The organism is Cohnella thailandensis (assembly GCF_014212135.1).
In the GTDB taxonomy this organism is placed as follows: Bacteria; Bacillota; Bacilli; order Paenibacillales; family Paenibacillaceae; genus Cohnella; species Cohnella thailandensis.
Map to the genome: position 1 here is coordinate 115,414 of NZ_JACJVQ010000011.1, position 16,494 is coordinate 131,907.

The window sequence follows — 16,494 nt, forward strand, 5'->3', positions numbered from 1 at the left end:
GGTTATCCCTACAATGAAGCGCAAAGAAGCGGCAGAAGGAGAACGAAGGGGCGGACTCCGTGAGAAAAATATCCGACAGGACGAGCATCGAACATTGGGTGGAAAAACACGGCTTGCGAGGCATATGCGGCGAAGCTCTTATCGGGGCCATGAGCTTATGCGCCTATGAGAAAGGGGAACGGATCTGCTCGGCCGGCAGCGAGATCGACCAGTTGTACCTTCTTGTGGACGGGAAGCTGAAGGTGTTCTCCATTCTGCCCAACGGCAAAACCATTCTGCTGCGCTTCAATGAGCCTCTCGCGCTTATCGGGGATGCGGAATGGGCTACCGGACAACCCCCTCGCTGCTCGGTGGAGTGCGTGGAGGACAGCCTGCTTCTCTCCGTTGCCTTTGCCCGGCTGGATGCAAGCAACGACGTCCCCTGGCTCCGCTTCGTCATGAAACACATCGCCAATAAGCTCGACACCAACTCCAACGCGATCGGGCTCAACGTCCTCTACCCCGTCGAGAACCGGATCGCCAGCTACCTGCTATCGGTAACTACGGGCGAGAATCCGGGGGTGAACGTTCGCGAGATCCAGACGTCGAAGCTTCAGGAGATCGCCGAGCTGATCGGCACGAGCTACCGGCATCTGAACCGGATTCTCGCCAAGTTCGCGGAGGACGGCATCGTCGAGAGAAGAAGCGGGGGATTGACCGTCCTAGACCTCGGCAAGCTTAGGAAGCTTGCGGAAGGCATGCTGTATAATTGAACATAAAAGTCCCCGACGCCCGCGCCGACCGGCGAGGCATCGAGGACTATTGCCGAGACTTTTGATCCGATAGGATGCTATCCCTCGTAATGATACTTCTTCATCAGCAGATTGCCGATCCAATTGACCACTCCGTAGGCCACTACCGACATGAGGGCAAGCATGCAGACGCTGACCATGACCAGATTCATCTGGAACACCTGTCCCCCATAAATGATGAGGTAGCCGAGACCGGCCTTGGAGGAGAGAAATTCCCCCATGATAACGCCGACCAGCGTCAAGCCCACGTTAACCTTAAGCGTCGCGATAAAATTCGGGACGCTGGCGGGAAGCATGACCATCTTCAGCATCTGAAGCCGAGTGGCGCCGAACGATTCCATCAGCTTCAGCTTCGTCTTCGCCAGCTCCTTGAAGCCGCTCTCGATCATCATGATGGTGACGATGATGGAGATCGCGATCGCCATCCCGTAGATGGAGTACCGATCGCCGAGCCAAATATAGAAAATCGGGCCCAGCGCTACCTTCGGCAACGCGTTGAGAACGACGATGTAGGGCTCCAGGATTTTGGAGGCGTAGGTGGACCACCAGAACAGGATGGCGATGAGAGTTCCCGCCGCCATCGACAGGGCGATGCCGACGAGCATCTCCAGTCCGGTCGTCCACGTATGTTTCAGCAGGTCGCCCTCCACCGTCAGCTCGCGGAAGGAGCTGAAAATCTGGGACGGCTTGCTGGTCAGCATCGAGTCCACCCAGCGTAGACGAGCCGCTATCTCCCACAGGGCCAGCAGCCCTGCCAGCAGCAGCAGCCGGGACAATTGGATGAAGAGAGTCCTTCTCCTCTGCCGCTTCAGATACCGGCGATAAGCCGGCGATTTGGGAGCCTCGTTCGACTGCGGCCGTGCGGACGGAGCCTCCGGAAGCCCGGAGATCGCCGCCGGCTCCTTCGTTTCGTCAACCGGCGGAAGCGACATGGGCATCCAGCTCCTTCCATATGCCATTGAAGTATTCCTGGAAGCGGCCCGCTTCCCTCTTCCGCCAGGGCGTCAGATCCGGGCCTTCGTCGAAGACGATGTCGTAAGAGGCGGAGAAGGTGCTCGGCCGCTTGGACATGACGAGCACTCGGTCCGCCATCGTGATCGCTTCCGGGATGTCGTGGGTGACGAGGATCGCCGTCTTGCCCTGCTCCTTAATGATATGATGGACGTCATCCGCCAGCGTAAGCCGGGTCTGGAAATCGAGAGCGGAGAAAGGTTCATCCAGAAGCAGAATGTCCGGCTCCGCCACGAGGGTTCGCACGAGAGCCACCCGCTGCCTCATTCCTCCGGACAGCTGGGAAGGGCTGTGATGCGCGAATCCCCCAAGCCCGTACCTCTCCAGAAGATAGAGCGCCTTCTCCTTCGCTTTCTTCTTGTCGATGCGCCGAACCTCCGCGCCGACGAGCAGGTTGCTGAGCACGTCCCTCCACTCGAAGAGATGATCGTGCTGCAGCATGTAGCCGACCCTCGGGGACACTCCGTTCACCCGCTCGCCCATGAGAAGCACCTCGCCCCGGGTCGGCTTCAGCATTCCCGAGACGAGGGAGAGCAGCGTGCTCTTGCCGCAGCCGCTCGGCCCCACGATGCTGATGAACTCCCCCGCCTTCACCTCGAGCCGGATGTCCCGCAGAGCTTCCGTTTCGTGCTTCGGCGAAAAATAGCTGAGACCTACATCCCTCATTTCGATCTGCGGCACACCCATGCTCATTCCACCTTTATGAATTGATTTTCTGAACGAAGCTCATATCGACGACCGCGGACATATCCGCCAGCTTCTCTTCCGGCTTCAGCACCCCGTTCTCGATCAGCACGCCCTGCAGCGTCTCGAACAGCTCCGGCGTCATCTCCGGCTTCGCGGGCCAAGTCTGCTGATCCTTGTAGCGCTTGATGGAGGAGACGATAATGTCGTCGGACGTCCCCTCGAAGAACGGCTTCAGCGCCTCCGCGATCTCGGCGTCGCTAGCCGTCTCCAACCACGCCGTGGCTTTCGCGACGGCGTTCACGACCTTCTGGATAATCTCCGGATGGTTCGCGATATAATCCGAGGTCGCCACGTACGACGTCTCCGGGAACTCTCCGTACGCTTCCCCGAGGGAGGCGGCGTAATAAGCCTTGCCTTCCTTGATGAGCGTCGAGGCGACCGGCTCGAACAGCTGGATATAGTCCCCTTGGCCGCTCGCGAACGCTCCGGCCATCGCGGTCGAAGCGATGTTCGTCACGACGTCGGCTCCTTCGATCTTCTCCTTAAGCAGGGTCGAATTCAGAACCATCTGCGGCGCGCTGCCCGGTCTCCAGCCGATGACCTTCTTGCCGGACAGCCCGCTCCAGTCGAAGGAATCCAGCTTGTCGCGGGACAGCAGGAAGGAGCCGTCCTTCATCGTCAACTGATAGAAGAGCTTCAGCGTCTTCTCGCCCTTCTGGTTATAGATGTAGATGGTCGTCTCCGGACCGACGAGCGAGATGTCCGCCGTTCCGGCGATGAGCGCCGCCGCTCCCTTATCGGAGCCCTGCGCGGTGTTCATGTCGATCTCCAGCCCTTCCTCCGCGAAGAAGCCCTTCGACATCGCGATGTAATGCGGAGCGTAGAAAATCGACCGGATCACTTCGGAGAACTTCACCTTCACAAGCTCCTTCGGCGTCTCGGACGGAGACTCCGACGGCGACGGCGATTCCGACGCCGGGGACTCCGAGGCGGACGGGGACGGCGAACCCGGCGGCGACGAGCTCTCCGGCGCGTTATCGTTGTTCCCCCCGCAGCCTGCGACGATCAGCGCCAGCACGATGGACAGCAGCAAACCCGCGACCCTTCCCTTGCGAAACCAACTCATGACATCTCTCCCTCTCCATTGATTACTATATGTTTATGCAAATAGCCCAGGACGGTCCATCGATCCGATATCGTTCTCCCATTCCTCTGCCGCACTCCGGCACGCGCGCGGTTTTGACTTGATCGGGCCGGAATGGGTAAGCTTAGTAAATCATCCATTGGAAAAGGCAGGGCCGGAAGCTTATGAATCTATTGCGAAACTACGGGCTTATTGCGCTAATCATCTCTCTCTTGATCGCGATCGGAATCGGCATCCTGATCTATCAGCAGCGAAGCGCGAGAACGGAAGCTCCCGCCGCTTGGACTCCTCTCTCGCTCGTCACGACGTTCAAATCGGATCCGCATACGAGCCGGGCTTTTGCCTGGAGAACGGAAACCCCGGACGCGGGAACCGTGCTTCAGGTCGTACCGGCCGAGGCCGGCGGCTCCCCGTCCTTCGAAGGAGCGGACATGTTGGAATTCGCCGGCTCGACAAGTCCGGTCGACACCGGAGATACCGGGGTCCAAGGCGCGCACAAGGCGGAAGCGACGGGGCTCGCCGCGGGAACCCGTTACGCGTACCGGGTCGGCGACGGAGACCGGGAGCACTGGAGCGACGTCTTCTACTTCGCCACGGAAAAGGAAGAAACGGCCGACTTCACTTTTCTCAACGTGACGGATTCCCAAGGACTCGCCTACGCCGACTTCCGGCTATGGGGCCGGACGCTCGACAAGGCGTTCGAGACGTTCCCGGACGCCTCCTTCCTCGTGCATAACGGCGACCTGACCGAGGATCCGGAGAACGAATCCGGCTGGGAGGCTTTCTTCGGCGAAGCCCGCAAGTGGGTCGCCGCTTACCCGCTGATGCCCGTCACGGGCAACCACGACGAAGTGGACAAGAAAGCGGAGCGCTTCGTCTCCCACTTCAACGTCCCGAACAACGGTTCCCCAAGCTCTATCGAGGGAACCACCTATGCGTTCGATTACGGCCTCGCCCGTTTCGTCGTGCTCAATACCGAATCGAAGCTGAAGGACCAGGCGGCGTGGCTCGAGAAGGAGCTGGCGTCGACGAAGCAAAAGTGGATCATCGTCGCGCTACACCGCGGACCTTACGCAGGCAACCAGGACGAATCGGTTCTCGAGCGGTGGGTCCCGCTTTTCGACGAATACGGGGTCGATCTCGTGCTGCAGGGCCATAACCACGAATACTCCCGCTCTTACCCGATCAAGGACGGCAAGGTCGTTTCGCCCGGAGAAGGGACGGTTTACGTCGTGACGAACGCGTCCGGCGCGAAGTTCAACGAGAAGAAAAAAGACCAGTTCTACCACCAGGTCCACTTCCAGAACGACAAGCAGACGTTCGCGGGCATCCGGGTGAACGAGCGGACGCTGACTTATCAGGCCTATGACGTCGACGGCATGCTCCTGGACGAATTTACGCTGGAGGCGAGACGATGAGCGGTACGCGGCGGGAGAGATCCCTGGTCATTACCTTGCACGAGATTTATGGCGTCAACGATCATATCGCGGCTTTTAACGAGACGCTCGAGAAGGAAGGCTTCGACACGCTTATTCCGAACTTGCTGGGACGCGAAAGCTTTGCTTACGGGCAGGCCGAAGAGGCTTATGCTTATTTCATGCGGGAGATCGGGTTCGACGGAGCTCTTGAGGCGATTAGGCCGATTATTGCGGAAAATAAAGCGAAGGATCGCCGGGTCTACGTTGCCGGGTTCAGCATCGGGGCGACATTGGCGTGGAGATGCAGCGAATTCGAGGTCGACGGGGTGTTGGGTTATTACGGGTCTCGCATTCGGAGCTATCCGGAGATCGAGCCGTCATGTCCGGCTTTGCTCTTCTTCGCGTCCAAGGAGAGCTTCGACGTAGCGGAGCTGGCAGGACGATTGAAAAAGAAACGGAACGCGGCCGTCGAGATCTTGAACGCCGAGCACGGGTTCATGAATCCGTTCTGTCCGGCTTTCGATTCGTCCGCTCACCGTTACTGCATGGAACAAAGCTTGGAATTCCTGAAGCGGTTGGACGGCTTAAGGGAAGAGGCGCCTTAACGGCGCCGCCTCGTTCTACCATCTATACAGATTCAACCTGTAACGGAACTGAGAGACGCTATCTCGGTTAACGAACCTTAAATAGAATTGTAACGGAAATGAGAGACGCTAATAAGAGGATAACGGCGGAAAAGAGAAGGATTGGACTAAAATAAGGTCTCCGACTTCCGTTAGAACGGAGAATGGCCCTTTTTAGCTCAAATAGCGGCTCTCAGTTCCGTTAGAGCCCCTAAGCCGATGGCGTCGGCTCTTTTTGCTCACGTTTGAGACGCCAGCCGGAAGTTCGCCAGCCTACCGGTTGTCGACCTTCTCCGGGTACAGGTCGTGGTTCAGCAGGCGGTGCTCCGCCATCCTCTCGTATTTCGTGCCCGGCTGCCCCCAGTTGCAGTAAGGGTCGATGGAGATGCCCCCGCGCGGCGTGAACTTGCCCCACACCTCGATGTAGCGCGGCTGCATGAGGGCGATCAGGTCGTTCATGATGATATTCATGCAGTCCTCGTGAAAATCCCCGTGGTTGCGGAAGCTGAACAAGTACAGCTTAAGCGACTTGCTCTCTACCATCCGAACGTCCGGAATGTAAGAAATATAGATCGTCGCGAAGTCCGGCTGCCCGGTCATCGGGCACAGGCTCGTGAATTCCGGACAGTTGAACTTCACGAAGTAGTCCCTTCCCGGATGCTTGTTCTCGAACGTCTCCAGAATGTCGGGCGCGTATTGGAACCGGTACTCCGTCCCCTGGTTGCCGAGAAGCGTCACGCCGCTCAGCTCCTCTTGGTTTCTTCCCGCGCGGTTGTCTTTCATGTTCATCCATCCTCTCCGGTCTCTAGGGTTAAACCCCTTTTTTGTTGCCCCATACCCAGGTATGGAGCTGCGGCAGCACGTGCACCCGATTCAGGTCGGCGCGCTTCATGACCTTGTCGATCAGCCATTCGTATCTCTCGAGCAAGTAGGGCAGCAGCCGCGCCGAATCCGTCTCGCCCAAGTTCCCGTTGCCGGCCTGCGCGTAGAAGGCGACGCCCGGATATCGGGCGTGGACGCGCGCCGCGTATTCGAGATCGAGATCGTCGAACGCGACAACCTTGAGGCTGAAGCGGCGATCGGCTTCCTTCAACCGGCCGACGATCCCATCGAGCGCCTCCCAATCGGTCTCCATTCCCGAGCTCGGCGGCTTCGGCGACAGCGTCAGCTCGTCGATCCTCTCGAACCACGGCTGCCAGCGGCTGCCCTGGGTTTCCAGGGCGACCTCCACGCCTTCCGCGTGCAGCCGGTCGATCAGCTCTCCGAGCTGAGGCAGCAGCGCCGGGTTGCCCCCGGATAGCGTCACGTGGGCGAAGGAATCACCTCCGATCGCCTTCAGCTCCTTCACGATGTCGCTAGCGGCGAGCAGCCGAACGTCGTCCTTCGCGCTGCCGTCCCAGGTGAAGGCCGAATCGCACCAGGAGCAGCGGTAGTCGCAGCCGGCCGTCCTTACGAACATCGTTTTGCGGCCGATGACCATTCCCTCTCCTTGAACGGTAGGGCCGAAAATCTCGAGAACCGGAATCGCTCTCTCAGCCACGCTCGCCGCCTCCCTTCCTCAGCGGGCGATAAACGCAATAGCTGGTCGGCGTCTCGCGGAGGAACACCTGCACGCAGACCGGCTTGTTCGACGTGCCGTCCAGGTGCTCCTGCACCAGCTCGCAGATCGTGCGGGCGACGACTTCCGTCGTCGGAAACCGCTCGGGCCGCTCGTCGCCGAAGCTCTCCTCGTCCTCGTTCAGCACCGTATGGTCGAAGCGGTCGTGAATCAGCTTCTTGATAAGCGAGAAGTTGACGAGGAAGCCGCTCGAGTCCAGCTCGTCGCCCGCGACGGTCACGTTCGCGAAATACGTGTGCCCGTGCATTCTCCGGCACTTGCCGGCTTCCTCCGACGGCACGTAATGGGCCGCCGCGAAATGAAAGTCCTTATTCAGCTCGTAGCGGTAGGGGTGAGAGACCTGGGGATACGTCTGGTGCAGCATCAGGCCCGCCCCTCTCTGCCGGAGGCGGCCAGGTAATCGTCCAGCCCTTTCTTGCGCAGCTTGCAGGCCGGACATTCGCCGCAGCCGTCGGCGACGATGCCGTTGTAGCAGGTCAGCGTGCGCCGGCGCACGAAATCGAAGGCGCCGAGCGAGTCCGCCAGCTCCCAGGTTTGCTCCTTGTTCAACCACATCAGGGGGGTATCGATGACAAAAGGGTAATCCATCGCGAGGTTAAGCGTTACGTTAAGCGACTTGACGAACACGTCCCGGCAATCGGGATAACCGCTGAAGTCGGTCTCGCAGACGCCGGCAACGATATTCGTCGCTCCGATCTGCTTGGCAAGAACTGCGGCGAACGTGAGGAAAAGCATATTGCGGCCGTCGACGAAGGTCGTGGGAAGCTCCCCTTCCTTCTGCTCGATGGCGATGTCGTCGCGGGTAAGCGCGTTCGGAGCGAGCTGATTAAGAAGCCCCATGTCCAGCACATGGTGCTTCACGCCGAGCTCCTTCGCGATCTCCGCCGCTACTTCCAGCTCCAGCTTATGCCTCTGCCCGTAATTGAAGGTAACGGCTTCGACCTCCGCGAAGCGCTCCTTGGCCCAGAACAGGCAGGTCGTGCTGTCTTGGCCGCCGCTGAAGACGACGACCGCTTTGCGTTGTTGTTCCATGCTGTATCTCCCTCTCTTGCTCAAATGTGGAGAAGAGAGAGATTCTTGAAGTCCGACCCTAAAGAATCGGCGCGAAGCGTCATGCCGCTTCGCGCCGAACACAAAAACGACGACTCCTCGGAACAGGTTGTCGTTTTTGCATAGTTTTTTATAGAGGGAGTTCGCGAACCTCTCCCGGCCGCCCGCGCCGTATGGCTGCATCGATGCCGGAGTTTCTTCTTCGGTTGTATGAACGTACTATAGCATAATTGCGGCGACTTGCGAAATGGAAGTGCTTGGCGATCCCGCAGAAACGCAGTCGCTAGTAGCGTACGCCCTCGATAATATAAGTCGTGTCTTTGAGCAAACGGTCGATATCCACCGCGGCCGCCCTCAGGTTGACGGTCTCGCCGCGGCTCATCATCTCTTCCAGGTCCGCGATCATCAGCTCGACCTGCTTCAGGTTGGCCAGAAGCCCGCGATTCTCGCTTAAAGAGAGGTCCTTCTCGATCCTCGCTTTAAGCAAGGCGGCCTCCCGGTCGATCCGGTGCTTCATGTCGTCCAGCAGCTCGACGTTTTTCCGGAAGTCGGTCGTCCTGACCTGCATGTCGGCAATCAGGGTTTGCGTCTCTTGAACCTGCTCCTTCGCCCGGACGGAGTCGAACGCTCCCGCCTCGCTCGCCTTCCGGATGGAGCTGTCGATTCGCTGCAAGCCCTTCCGGAAGTCGTCCAGCGGGTAGCTCGTTCGCTTGGCGATCTCCTCGACGGCCTTCGCCACCGCTTCCGAATCCTTCTTCGCCTGATCGAGAAGACGCCGCGCTTCGTCGGACGCCTTCTCCATCACGAGCATCTGCCGCTTGAAGCGGTCCAGCTGCCCGGCGATCTCGTTCCCTTCGTATTGAAGCTTCTTCGCTTGGTAATACGGCGTAACGAACGACAGGAATCGGACCCGGCTTCCGTCCAGCTTCCGCTGGAGGGCTTCCGATTTCTCTCGGGCGGAGAGAACGGCTCTCTCCAGATCCGACAGAGCTTCCTTCGTCCGCCCTTGGACGAAGCCGGAATCGGCCTCCTTGAATTCCGTCGATAAAATCAAAGAGCTAAGGCGGGTCAAAGCTTCCTTATTCCGTTCGGATTCCCGCCGCAGCACGCTCCTGCTTAGGCCGAACTGCAAGCTCAGCAGTAGAAGAGCGAACGCAACGAGCGCTAGGATCGGGAAGAGGAGCGTTGTCGACATCGGGCATCAGCCTCCGTGGCACTTCTTATACTTCTTGCCGCTTCCGCACGGACAAGGATCGTTCCGTCCGACCTTCCGTCCGGTCGCCAGGTCGATCAAATTGCCCGCGGCCGTCTTTCTCACGTTCTCTTCGCCGCTCGCTTCTCCGGAGAGCTCGTTCGGGGTGTGCCCCTTCAGCCCCCAGAAGCGCGTATGGTTGTGCAGCTCGGTGATATGCCCGATGAACCCTTGAATAAGCAGCGCATCCTCCATCTCCAGCTGATCCTGGAAAAACTCCAGCAGCTGCGAAGGGCTGGCTCCCGCTTGAATGTTCATCGAACACTCGAGAATAAGGCCGTCCGCGTCCTCCTCGGACAACGAGTAGTTCGTCTCCAGAAACCGGACGAACGCCTTGAAGCTGGCGTTGCGCTCGATGTAATCCCATTCGCCGGCCTGAAGCAGCTCTTCCGTCGTGAACGGACGGAAGGGAAGATCCGGGCGCAGAAGCTGCTCCTGAACGAGCTGCTCCGGCTCGAGGGCCGAGTCGTCCGCATAGCCGTATGCTCCCGCCTGGAACCCGGCGTCATATTGGCTCGCCTCGGTCAGCAGCCGATCCAGCTCGCCTGCCTTCAGCTCGGCGCTAAGGTGCGGAGCCAGCAAGCCATGCAGATCGGCAGGGCCGAGCGCTCCGTAGTAATTCAGCAATCCGCGTACGAGACGCAGCGTTCTCGAATTGTTGCGGGCAGCCTCCCGGTAAAAGGATGGGTCCAGCTTCTTGAACGCTTCCGCGACTTCGGCGGGCATCGCCCAGCGGTTCTTGCCCTTCGCGCTGCGAGGGAACAGGAAGCCTCTCTCCTGCAGGTAATAGCAGCCGATGCCGCTTTGCTCGGGCAGCCAGCCGTCGGTCGCCGCCTTCTTGACGAGCTGGAACCTTTCTTCGTCCAGCTTGACCAGAACGCCCGGCAGCTGCTGCGGCAGAAGCTCCGCTAGCCGGGCGGCCAAGTCGTCCTTCTTAAGCGAGCTAAGCCCGGCCAGCTTCAGCGAGCTGCGAATAGCGGTCAGATCGCTCTTCGACAGCGGCGCCAGCGCGTCGGCCAGGCTAAGCGTCCCTTCCAGCGAGGGCCACGATTGATCTTGTTCGAGTGCTTGATTCTGTGCTTGCTTGGTGCTCATCATTTCATCCTATCTCCGCGTAACCGGACTATTTCGTCCCTTCCATTCTAACCAAAGTTACACGGTTCGACAACCGAACTGGAATGATTTACCTTGCAAGCACTTTCCGCAGCACCTTCCGCGGCTTAACGGAAATCCGGCGGAATGCGCCCGGCCAGGCCGGTCAGAATCGCCGTCTCGATGACGGCATGGCGAACCTTCGGCACGACGTGCTCGTTGAAGATGCTCGGGATGATGTACTGATCGTTAAGCTCGTTCTCCGTGACGACGGACGCGATCGCCCGGGCCGCCGCCAGCTTCATCGGCTCGCTGATCCGCTTCGCGCGGCAGTCGAGCGCGCCGCGGAACAAGCCCGGGAACACCAGAACGTTGTTGATCTGGTTCGGGTAATCGCTTCTTCCCGTGGCGAACACGGCGACGTGAGGAAGCGCCTCCTCCGGGGCGATCTCCGGATTCGGATTCGCCATGGCGAACACGATGGAGCGCTCCGCCATCTTCCGGACGTCCTCGGCTCCGAGCAGCCCGCCGCGCGACACGCCGATGAACACGTCCGCCCCTTCGATCGCATCCTTAAGCGTCCCCGGCTCGGGCTGTACTTGATGCTGCTCGGCGAGCCAGCTCCACATCGGATGGTCGTAGCGGCCTCCGCGAACGATGGCCCCCTCCCGGTCCACCGGAACGAGGAGGGTCACTCCCGCGTCGAGCAGCATTTTGCAGATCGATACTCCTGCCGCGCCGATGCCGTTGACGACGACCTTCACCTGATCGATCCGTTTGCCGACGACCTTCAGCGCGTTGAGCAGACCGGCGATGACGACGACGGCCGTGCCGTGCTGATCGTCGTGGAAAATCGGAATGGACAGCTCCTCCGACAAGCGGCGCTCGATCTCGAAGCAGCGCGGCGAGCTGATGTCCTCCAGGTTGATTCCGCCGAAGATCGGGCTGATCGCCTTGATCGTGCGGATGATCTCTTCGGTATCCTTCGTGTCCAGGCAGATCGGGAACGCATCGACGCCGGCGAGCTGCTTGAACAGCATCGCCTTGCCTTCCATGACCGGCGCCGCGGCATACGGTCCGATGTCGCCAAGGCCGAGAACGGCCGTGCCGTCCGAGATGACGGCGACCGTGTTCCGCTTCACCGTCAGCGAGAACGCCTTCTTCGGGTCCTCGTGAATCGCTTCGCACACGCGCGCCACTCCCGGCGTATAGACCCGCGACAGATCGTCCCGGTTCTTGATCGGCAGCGTCGGCTGAATGGAGATCTTGCCCCCCAGGTGGGCCAGGAACGTCCGGTCGGATACGTTGACGATCTTGAGCCCCTTCACGTTCTTAAGGGCTTCGAGGAACGGCTTCTCCCCATGATCTCCGGCGTCCACCGTCACGTCGCGGATGGACGACTCCTTCCCCGGGCGGATGACGTCGATCGAGGTGATGTCCCCTCCCGCCTCGGTAATCGCCGTCGCGACTTCGCCGAAGCTGCAGCGGGAATGATCCATTTCCAATCTAAGAATAAGGCTTGTCTGTCCCATTTGGCTTCCGTTCCTCCTTTTCCGAATGCGGTTCTAAGCCCCATTATAGTCATGCAAGGGCCGTTATCAATGAACGATCTGATGATTAAATCGCGCGGATAGAACAAAAAACCGCCCGAAATGGTTCGGTCGGCGGCTAAACGGAAGTTATGCGGCTTCAGCGAATGTTTTTCCCATAGAAAATTTCGTCCATCTCCATCTTCAGCTTGCTCGCGATCTGCTCTTGGTCCGCCGGGGAGAGCTTGTCCTTCGTATAGCCGAATAGGTAGTTGTTCAAGTCGAACTGCTTCAGCTTGCACTTCGTGTGGAAGATATGCTCCTGATAGACGTTGACGTCGATCATGGAATACAGCTCGGCCACCTCGTCCGGGATATAATTCTGGATCGAGTTGATGTCGTGGTCGATAAACAGCTTGTGCCCGTCAAGCGCCCTCGTGAAGCCGCGAACGCGGTAATCGATCGTCATGATGTCGGTGTCGAACGAATGAATCAGATAGTTCAGCGCTTTGAGAGGGGAAATTTCGCCGCAGGTGGAGACGTCGATGTCCGCGCGAAAAGTGCTGATCTCCTCGTTCGGATGGGACTCCGGGTACGTGTGCACGGTGATGTGGCTTTTGTCCAATTGCAGCACGACGTTCTCCGGGAGCGGTCCCGGCGACTCCTCGTACGATTCCGTCGGAACCTCGACGATCGGTCCTTCCGACACGAGAAGGGTCACGCTGGCTCCTTGCGGAACGTAATCCTGTTTCGCCGTATTCAGCACGTGCGCGCCGATGATGTCCGACACCGTGTTCAGAATGCTGGTCAACCGGTCCGAATTGTATTGCTCGTCGATGTAGGCGATGTAGGCTTCCCGCTCTTCCTTCGTCTTCGTGTAGCAAATATCGTACATATTGAAGCTGAGCGTCTTCGTTAGGTTATTGAAGCCATGCAGCGTTATTCGTTCCTCATGCGAGGCGTTCATCCAAACTCCCCCATTCTGACCTAAGGGTTCCCACTGCGGGCGGCGGCCATTCATGGCGGCCAATCTTCCGCGAGGTCCTGACGAAAGTCCGTTAGGATGGTATACTCGTTACATTCAAATAGAGAGCCGTCCGAAGAGACGGAATATACGGATAGGAAAATACGGATAGAAAGAGGAAGAAACCACACCTATGAGTACCCCCAGTCCGACCTCCCAAACGGCAAGCCGGAAGGAGAAGTTTCCCTTCCCCTTACTTTGCCTTACCCTCGGCGCCTTCGCCATCGGCATGACCGAGTTCCTGATCATGGGGCTTCTGCCCAACGTCGCCGAGGATCTCGGCGTCTCGATTCCGCGAGCCGGCCAGCTGATTACCGGCTACGCTCTCGGCGTCGCGGTCGGCGCGCCGCTTCTGACGATTCTGACCTTGAAGGTCGCGCAGAAAAAGCTGCTCGTCCTGCTCATGCTCATCTTCATTCTCGGCAACGCCCTTTCCGTGGTCGCGCCGAGCTACCTGCTCCTGCTCTCGGCGCGGATCCTGACCGCGTTCGCGCACGGCACGTTCCTCGGCGTCGGCTCCTTGATGGCCGCACGCCTCGTGAAGCCGGAGCGGCGCGCCGGCGCCGTCTCCCTCGTGCTCGCGGGGCTGACGATCGCCAACATCGTCGGCGTCCCGTTCGGCACCTTCATCGGCCAGCAGCTCGGCTGGCGGGCTTCCTTCGGCGCCATTACGTTGCTCGGCTTGATCTCGCTGGCCGGCATCGTCCGCTTCATTCCGGTCTACGAGCAGGGATCGGCGCCGAAGCTGTCCAAGGAGCTGCGCAGCCTCGTGAAGCCGCAGGTCCTTCTGATGCTGGCGACGGGAGCGTTCGGCTGCGCCAGCCTATTCGCTCTCTTCACGTATATTACCCCGATTCTGGAGACGGTAACGGGATTCGCCGAGCATAGCGTCACCTACATTCTGGTCCTGTTCGGGATCGGAGTCACGCTCGGCAACATCGTGGGCGGCAAGCTGGCCGACTGGCGGCTCATGCCCTCCGTCTTGATCATCTTCGGACTGCTTGCCGTCATTCTGGCTCTGATGACGGTTCTGCTGGAATCGCCGGTTCTCGCCGTTCTCGCGATCTTCGTCTGGGGCGTCGGCGCCTTCGGCGCGTTCCCGGGCATCAACGTGCGCATCATGAACGAAGCTCACGAGGCGCCGCTTCTGTCATCGACCTCGACCCATTCGGTCTTGAACATCGGCAATGCGGGCGGCGCTTATCTCGGAGGCCTCGTCATTTCGCATTCCGGCTTGCACAACCTGCCTTGGCTCGCTTCCGGCCTCGCCGCCGTCGGCCTGGTGATCGCGCTGTCCAGCTACCTGCTCGGCCGCCGAATTCCCGCGGCTACCTCCGCCGAAGCAACCCTCTCTTCCTGACGGAAGGGAGGGCTTTTTTTATCCGCAAATAAAGTTGTGAAAATAATCACATAAAACTATTGCCATCCCGTTGTCGATCGAGTATGATTATTCCAACGGATACGTTGTGAAATAAATCACAATATAAACGTATGTGAAAAAAATCACACTTACCTTTAGAGGAGGACCCCGCCATGAGAATCGTCGTTATCGGTTGTACCCATGCAGGAACCGCCGCCGTCACCCAGATGGCGAAGCTTTACCCGGAAGCCCGGATTACGGTCTACGAACGGAATGACAACATCTCCTTCCTGTCGTGCGGGATCGCGCTGCACGTAGGCGGCGTCGTCAAGAAGGCCGAGGAGCTGTTCTACTCGAGCCCCGAGCAATTGACGGAGCTGGGCGTCATCACGAAGATGAAGCACGACGTGCTGGCCGTCGATACCGAAGCCCGTACCGTCCGCGTGCGGAATCTCGTTACCGGCGAAGAGAGCGTGGACGCCTACGACAAGCTGGTCATGACGACAGGCTCGTGGCCGATCATTCCGCGTCTGGAAGGAATCGACCTGCAGAACGTCCTCCTCTGCAAAAACTACCATCACGCCCAAACGATCATCGAGAAGGCGAAGGACGCGAAGCGGATCGCGGTCGTCGGCGCCGGCTATATCGGCATCGAGCTCGTCGAAGCGTTCGAGCAGCTCGGCAAGCAGGTCACCCTGATCGATGCCACTCCTCGCGTTCTTTGCAAATACCTCGACGCCGAATTTACCGATCGGGTGGAGGATGACATGCGGAAGAAGGGCATCGATCTGAAGCTGAACCAAGGCGTGACCGGGTTCACCGGGGAGAACGGACGCGTGAGCAAGGTGCACACGACCGAAGGCGCGTACGAGACCGACATGGTCATCCTCTGCATCGGCTTCCGCCCGAACACCGACCTGCTGAAGGGTCAGGTCGACATGCTGCCGAACGGAGCTATCCTCGTGGACGACTACATGCGCACGAGCCGGGACGATGTCTTCGCGGCGGGAGACAGCTGCGCCATCCGTTACAACCCGACCCGCAAGCATGCGTACATCCCTCTCGCAACGAACGCCGTCCGGATGGGAACGCTCGTCGCCCGCAACCTCGCGAAGCCGACCGTCAAGTACATGGGAACGCAGGGCACATCGGCCATCAAGATTTTCGACCATCACATCGCTTCGACCGGAATGACCGAACAAGCCGCTCTAGACGCGTGCATCGATGTGAAAAATGTCACAATCGAAGACCATTACCGTCCCGAATTCATGCCGACTTACGAAAAAGCGCTGCTTAAGGTCGTGTACGAGGCGGGGACCGAACGGATTCTGGGCGCGCAAATCTTATCGAAGGCCGACCTGACGCAGTACATCAACACTCTCTCGATATGCATTCAGAATCGAATGACGATGGAAGAGCTCGGCTTCGTCGATTTCTTTTTCCAACCCCATTACAACAAGCCCTGGAACCTGTTGAACCAGGCCGGCTTGCAAGCTTACCGCTCGTAAGCGCAAAAAGAACAGCCAGAGCTCCTCTCTCCCAAGGAGAGGCTCTCTGGCTCTATTCCATTCGTATAAGGACGGTAGCGAGATGAGACTGATGAAGTTCCCGTTGGCGATTCGGACCCGAAGACAGCTTCTTCTGTCCGGTTATCTATTTCTCGCGATGTGGGCAGCCCTCGAGTGGATCAGCGATCAACATGACCACACGATCCGGTCTCCCTTTGTCTTCATCCCCTATATGGCTTCTTTCACCGCGTGCATGGTGCTGTCGGCCGCCCTTTACCTGCATCGTCCCGGCAAGTGGCTCTGCCAGGAGAAGCTCGCCTCGCTTCTGCTGCTGACCCCTCTGGTCTGGAATTTCTTCTAGGCGGGAACGGGGACGCATGCGGCTTT

General features: G+C 59.2%; 17 protein-coding genes and 1 riboswitch. Of the genes, 6 read left to right on the forward strand and 11 right to left on the reverse strand.

The window, feature by feature from the left end:
• Positions 1 to 59 precede the first annotated feature (59 nt).
• Positions 60 to 752 carry a cyclic nucleotide-binding domain-containing protein gene (locus H7B67_RS13800; RefSeq protein ID WP_185120426.1) on the forward strand — a complete coding sequence of 231 codons (693 nt, stop codon included), beginning with the start codon at positions 60 to 62 and terminating at the stop codon, positions 750 to 752.
• A gap of 77 nt (positions 753 to 829) precedes the next feature.
• Here the strand turns inward: H7B67_RS13800 and H7B67_RS13805 are convergent, their stop codons facing one another.
• The 3 genes from H7B67_RS13805 to H7B67_RS13815 are packed head-to-tail and all read right to left on the reverse strand — an operon-like array spanning position 830 to position 3,615.
• Entirely contained in the window at positions 830 to 1,723 is an 894-nt protein-coding gene (locus tag H7B67_RS13805; RefSeq protein WP_185120427.1) for an ABC transporter permease, read from the reverse strand.
• Positions 1,704 to 2,483 (reverse strand): ABC transporter ATP-binding protein, encoded by a 780-nt coding sequence (locus H7B67_RS13810; protein WP_209649191.1) that lies wholly within the window; start codon positions 2,481 to 2,483, stop codon positions 1,704 to 1,706. Before H7B67_RS13810 ends, H7B67_RS13805 begins: the two co-directional genes overlap by 20 nt.
• Positions 2,484 to 2,502: 19 nt before the next feature.
• Complete coding sequence (locus H7B67_RS13815; RefSeq protein WP_185120429.1) at positions 2,503 to 3,615, reverse strand: ABC transporter substrate-binding protein; 1,113 nt, start codon at positions 3,613 to 3,615, stop codon at positions 2,503 to 2,505.
• 182 nt (positions 3,616 to 3,797) lie between these two features.
• On the opposite strand from H7B67_RS13815, the gene H7B67_RS13820 reads away from it, so the two are divergent.
• The gene (locus H7B67_RS13820) at positions 3,798 to 5,051 is read left to right on the forward strand and encodes a purple acid phosphatase family protein (protein WP_185120430.1); all 1,254 of its coding nucleotides are present in this window, start codon (positions 3,798 to 3,800) and stop codon (positions 5,049 to 5,051) included.
• The gene (locus tag H7B67_RS13825) at positions 5,048 to 5,656 is read left to right on the forward strand and encodes a dienelactone hydrolase family protein (protein ID WP_185120431.1); all 609 of its coding nucleotides are present in this window, start codon (positions 5,048 to 5,050) and stop codon (positions 5,654 to 5,656) included. Before H7B67_RS13820 ends, H7B67_RS13825 begins: the two co-directional genes overlap by 4 nt.
• A 291-nt stretch (positions 5,657 to 5,947) precedes the next feature.
• Here the strand turns inward: H7B67_RS13825 and queF are convergent, their stop codons facing one another.
• From queF to speD, 8 genes are all read right to left on the reverse strand, one after another.
• Positions 5,948 to 6,457 carry a preQ(1) synthase gene (gene queF, locus H7B67_RS13830; RefSeq protein WP_185120432.1) on the reverse strand — a complete coding sequence of 170 codons (510 nt, stop codon included), beginning with the start codon at positions 6,455 to 6,457 and terminating at the stop codon, positions 5,948 to 5,950.
• A 28-nt stretch (positions 6,458 to 6,485) separates the two neighbouring features.
• Positions 6,486 to 7,214: a 7-carboxy-7-deazaguanine synthase QueE gene (gene queE / locus H7B67_RS13835; RefSeq protein ID WP_185120433.1), complete on the reverse strand. Its 729-nt coding sequence runs from the start codon at positions 7,212 to 7,214 to the stop codon at positions 6,486 to 6,488.
• Positions 7,207 to 7,656 (reverse strand): 6-carboxytetrahydropterin synthase QueD, encoded by a 450-nt coding sequence (gene queD, locus H7B67_RS13840; protein ID WP_185120434.1) that lies wholly within the window; start codon positions 7,654 to 7,656, stop codon positions 7,207 to 7,209. Before queD ends, queE begins: the two co-directional genes overlap by 8 nt.
• On the reverse strand, positions 7,656 to 8,324 hold the full coding sequence (gene queC, locus H7B67_RS13845) for a 7-cyano-7-deazaguanine synthase QueC (RefSeq protein ID WP_185120435.1): 669 nt from the start codon (positions 8,322 to 8,324) through the stop codon (positions 7,656 to 7,658). Before queC ends, queD begins: the two co-directional genes overlap by 1 nt.
• A 134-nt stretch (positions 8,325 to 8,458) precedes the next feature.
• Positions 8,459 to 8,502: riboswitch (PreQ1 riboswitch) on the reverse strand.
• 123 nt (positions 8,503 to 8,625) lie between these two features.
• Positions 8,626 to 9,537, reverse strand: coding sequence for a hypothetical protein (locus tag H7B67_RS13850; RefSeq protein WP_185120436.1), 912 nt, complete (start codon positions 9,535 to 9,537; stop codon positions 8,626 to 8,628).
• Positions 9,538 to 9,543: 6 nt separating this feature from the next.
• Positions 9,544 to 10,692 (reverse strand): YecA family protein, encoded by a 1,149-nt coding sequence (locus H7B67_RS13855; RefSeq protein WP_185120437.1) that lies wholly within the window; start codon positions 10,690 to 10,692, stop codon positions 9,544 to 9,546.
• A gap of 122 nt (positions 10,693 to 10,814) precedes the next feature.
• Entirely contained in the window at positions 10,815 to 12,218 is a 1,404-nt protein-coding gene (locus H7B67_RS13860; RefSeq protein WP_185120438.1) for an NAD-dependent malic enzyme, read from the reverse strand.
• Positions 12,219 to 12,375: 157 nt separating this feature from the next.
• Positions 12,376 to 13,182 (reverse strand): adenosylmethionine decarboxylase, encoded by an 807-nt coding sequence (gene speD / locus H7B67_RS13865; protein ID WP_185120439.1) that lies wholly within the window; start codon positions 13,180 to 13,182, stop codon positions 12,376 to 12,378.
• 190 nt (positions 13,183 to 13,372) lie between these two features.
• Here speD and H7B67_RS13870 point away from each other — a divergent pair, with 190 nt between their 5' ends.
• The 3 genes from H7B67_RS13870 to H7B67_RS13880 all read left to right on the forward strand — a co-directional run bounded on the left by H7B67_RS13870 (position 13,373) and on the right by H7B67_RS13880 (position 16,468).
• Positions 13,373 to 14,599 carry an MFS transporter gene (locus H7B67_RS13870; protein WP_185120440.1) on the forward strand — a complete coding sequence of 409 codons (1,227 nt, stop codon included), beginning with the start codon at positions 13,373 to 13,375 and terminating at the stop codon, positions 14,597 to 14,599.
• Positions 14,600 to 14,772: 173 nt separating this feature from the next.
• Positions 14,773 to 16,107: an FAD-dependent oxidoreductase gene (locus H7B67_RS13875; protein WP_185120441.1), complete on the forward strand. Its 1,335-nt coding sequence runs from the start codon at positions 14,773 to 14,775 to the stop codon at positions 16,105 to 16,107.
• A gap of 82 nt (positions 16,108 to 16,189) precedes the next feature.
• The gene (locus H7B67_RS13880; RefSeq protein WP_185120442.1) at positions 16,190 to 16,468 is read left to right on the forward strand and encodes a hypothetical protein; all 279 of its coding nucleotides are present in this window, start codon (positions 16,190 to 16,192) and stop codon (positions 16,466 to 16,468) included.
• The last annotated feature ends 26 nt before the right edge of the window (positions 16,469 to 16,494 follow it).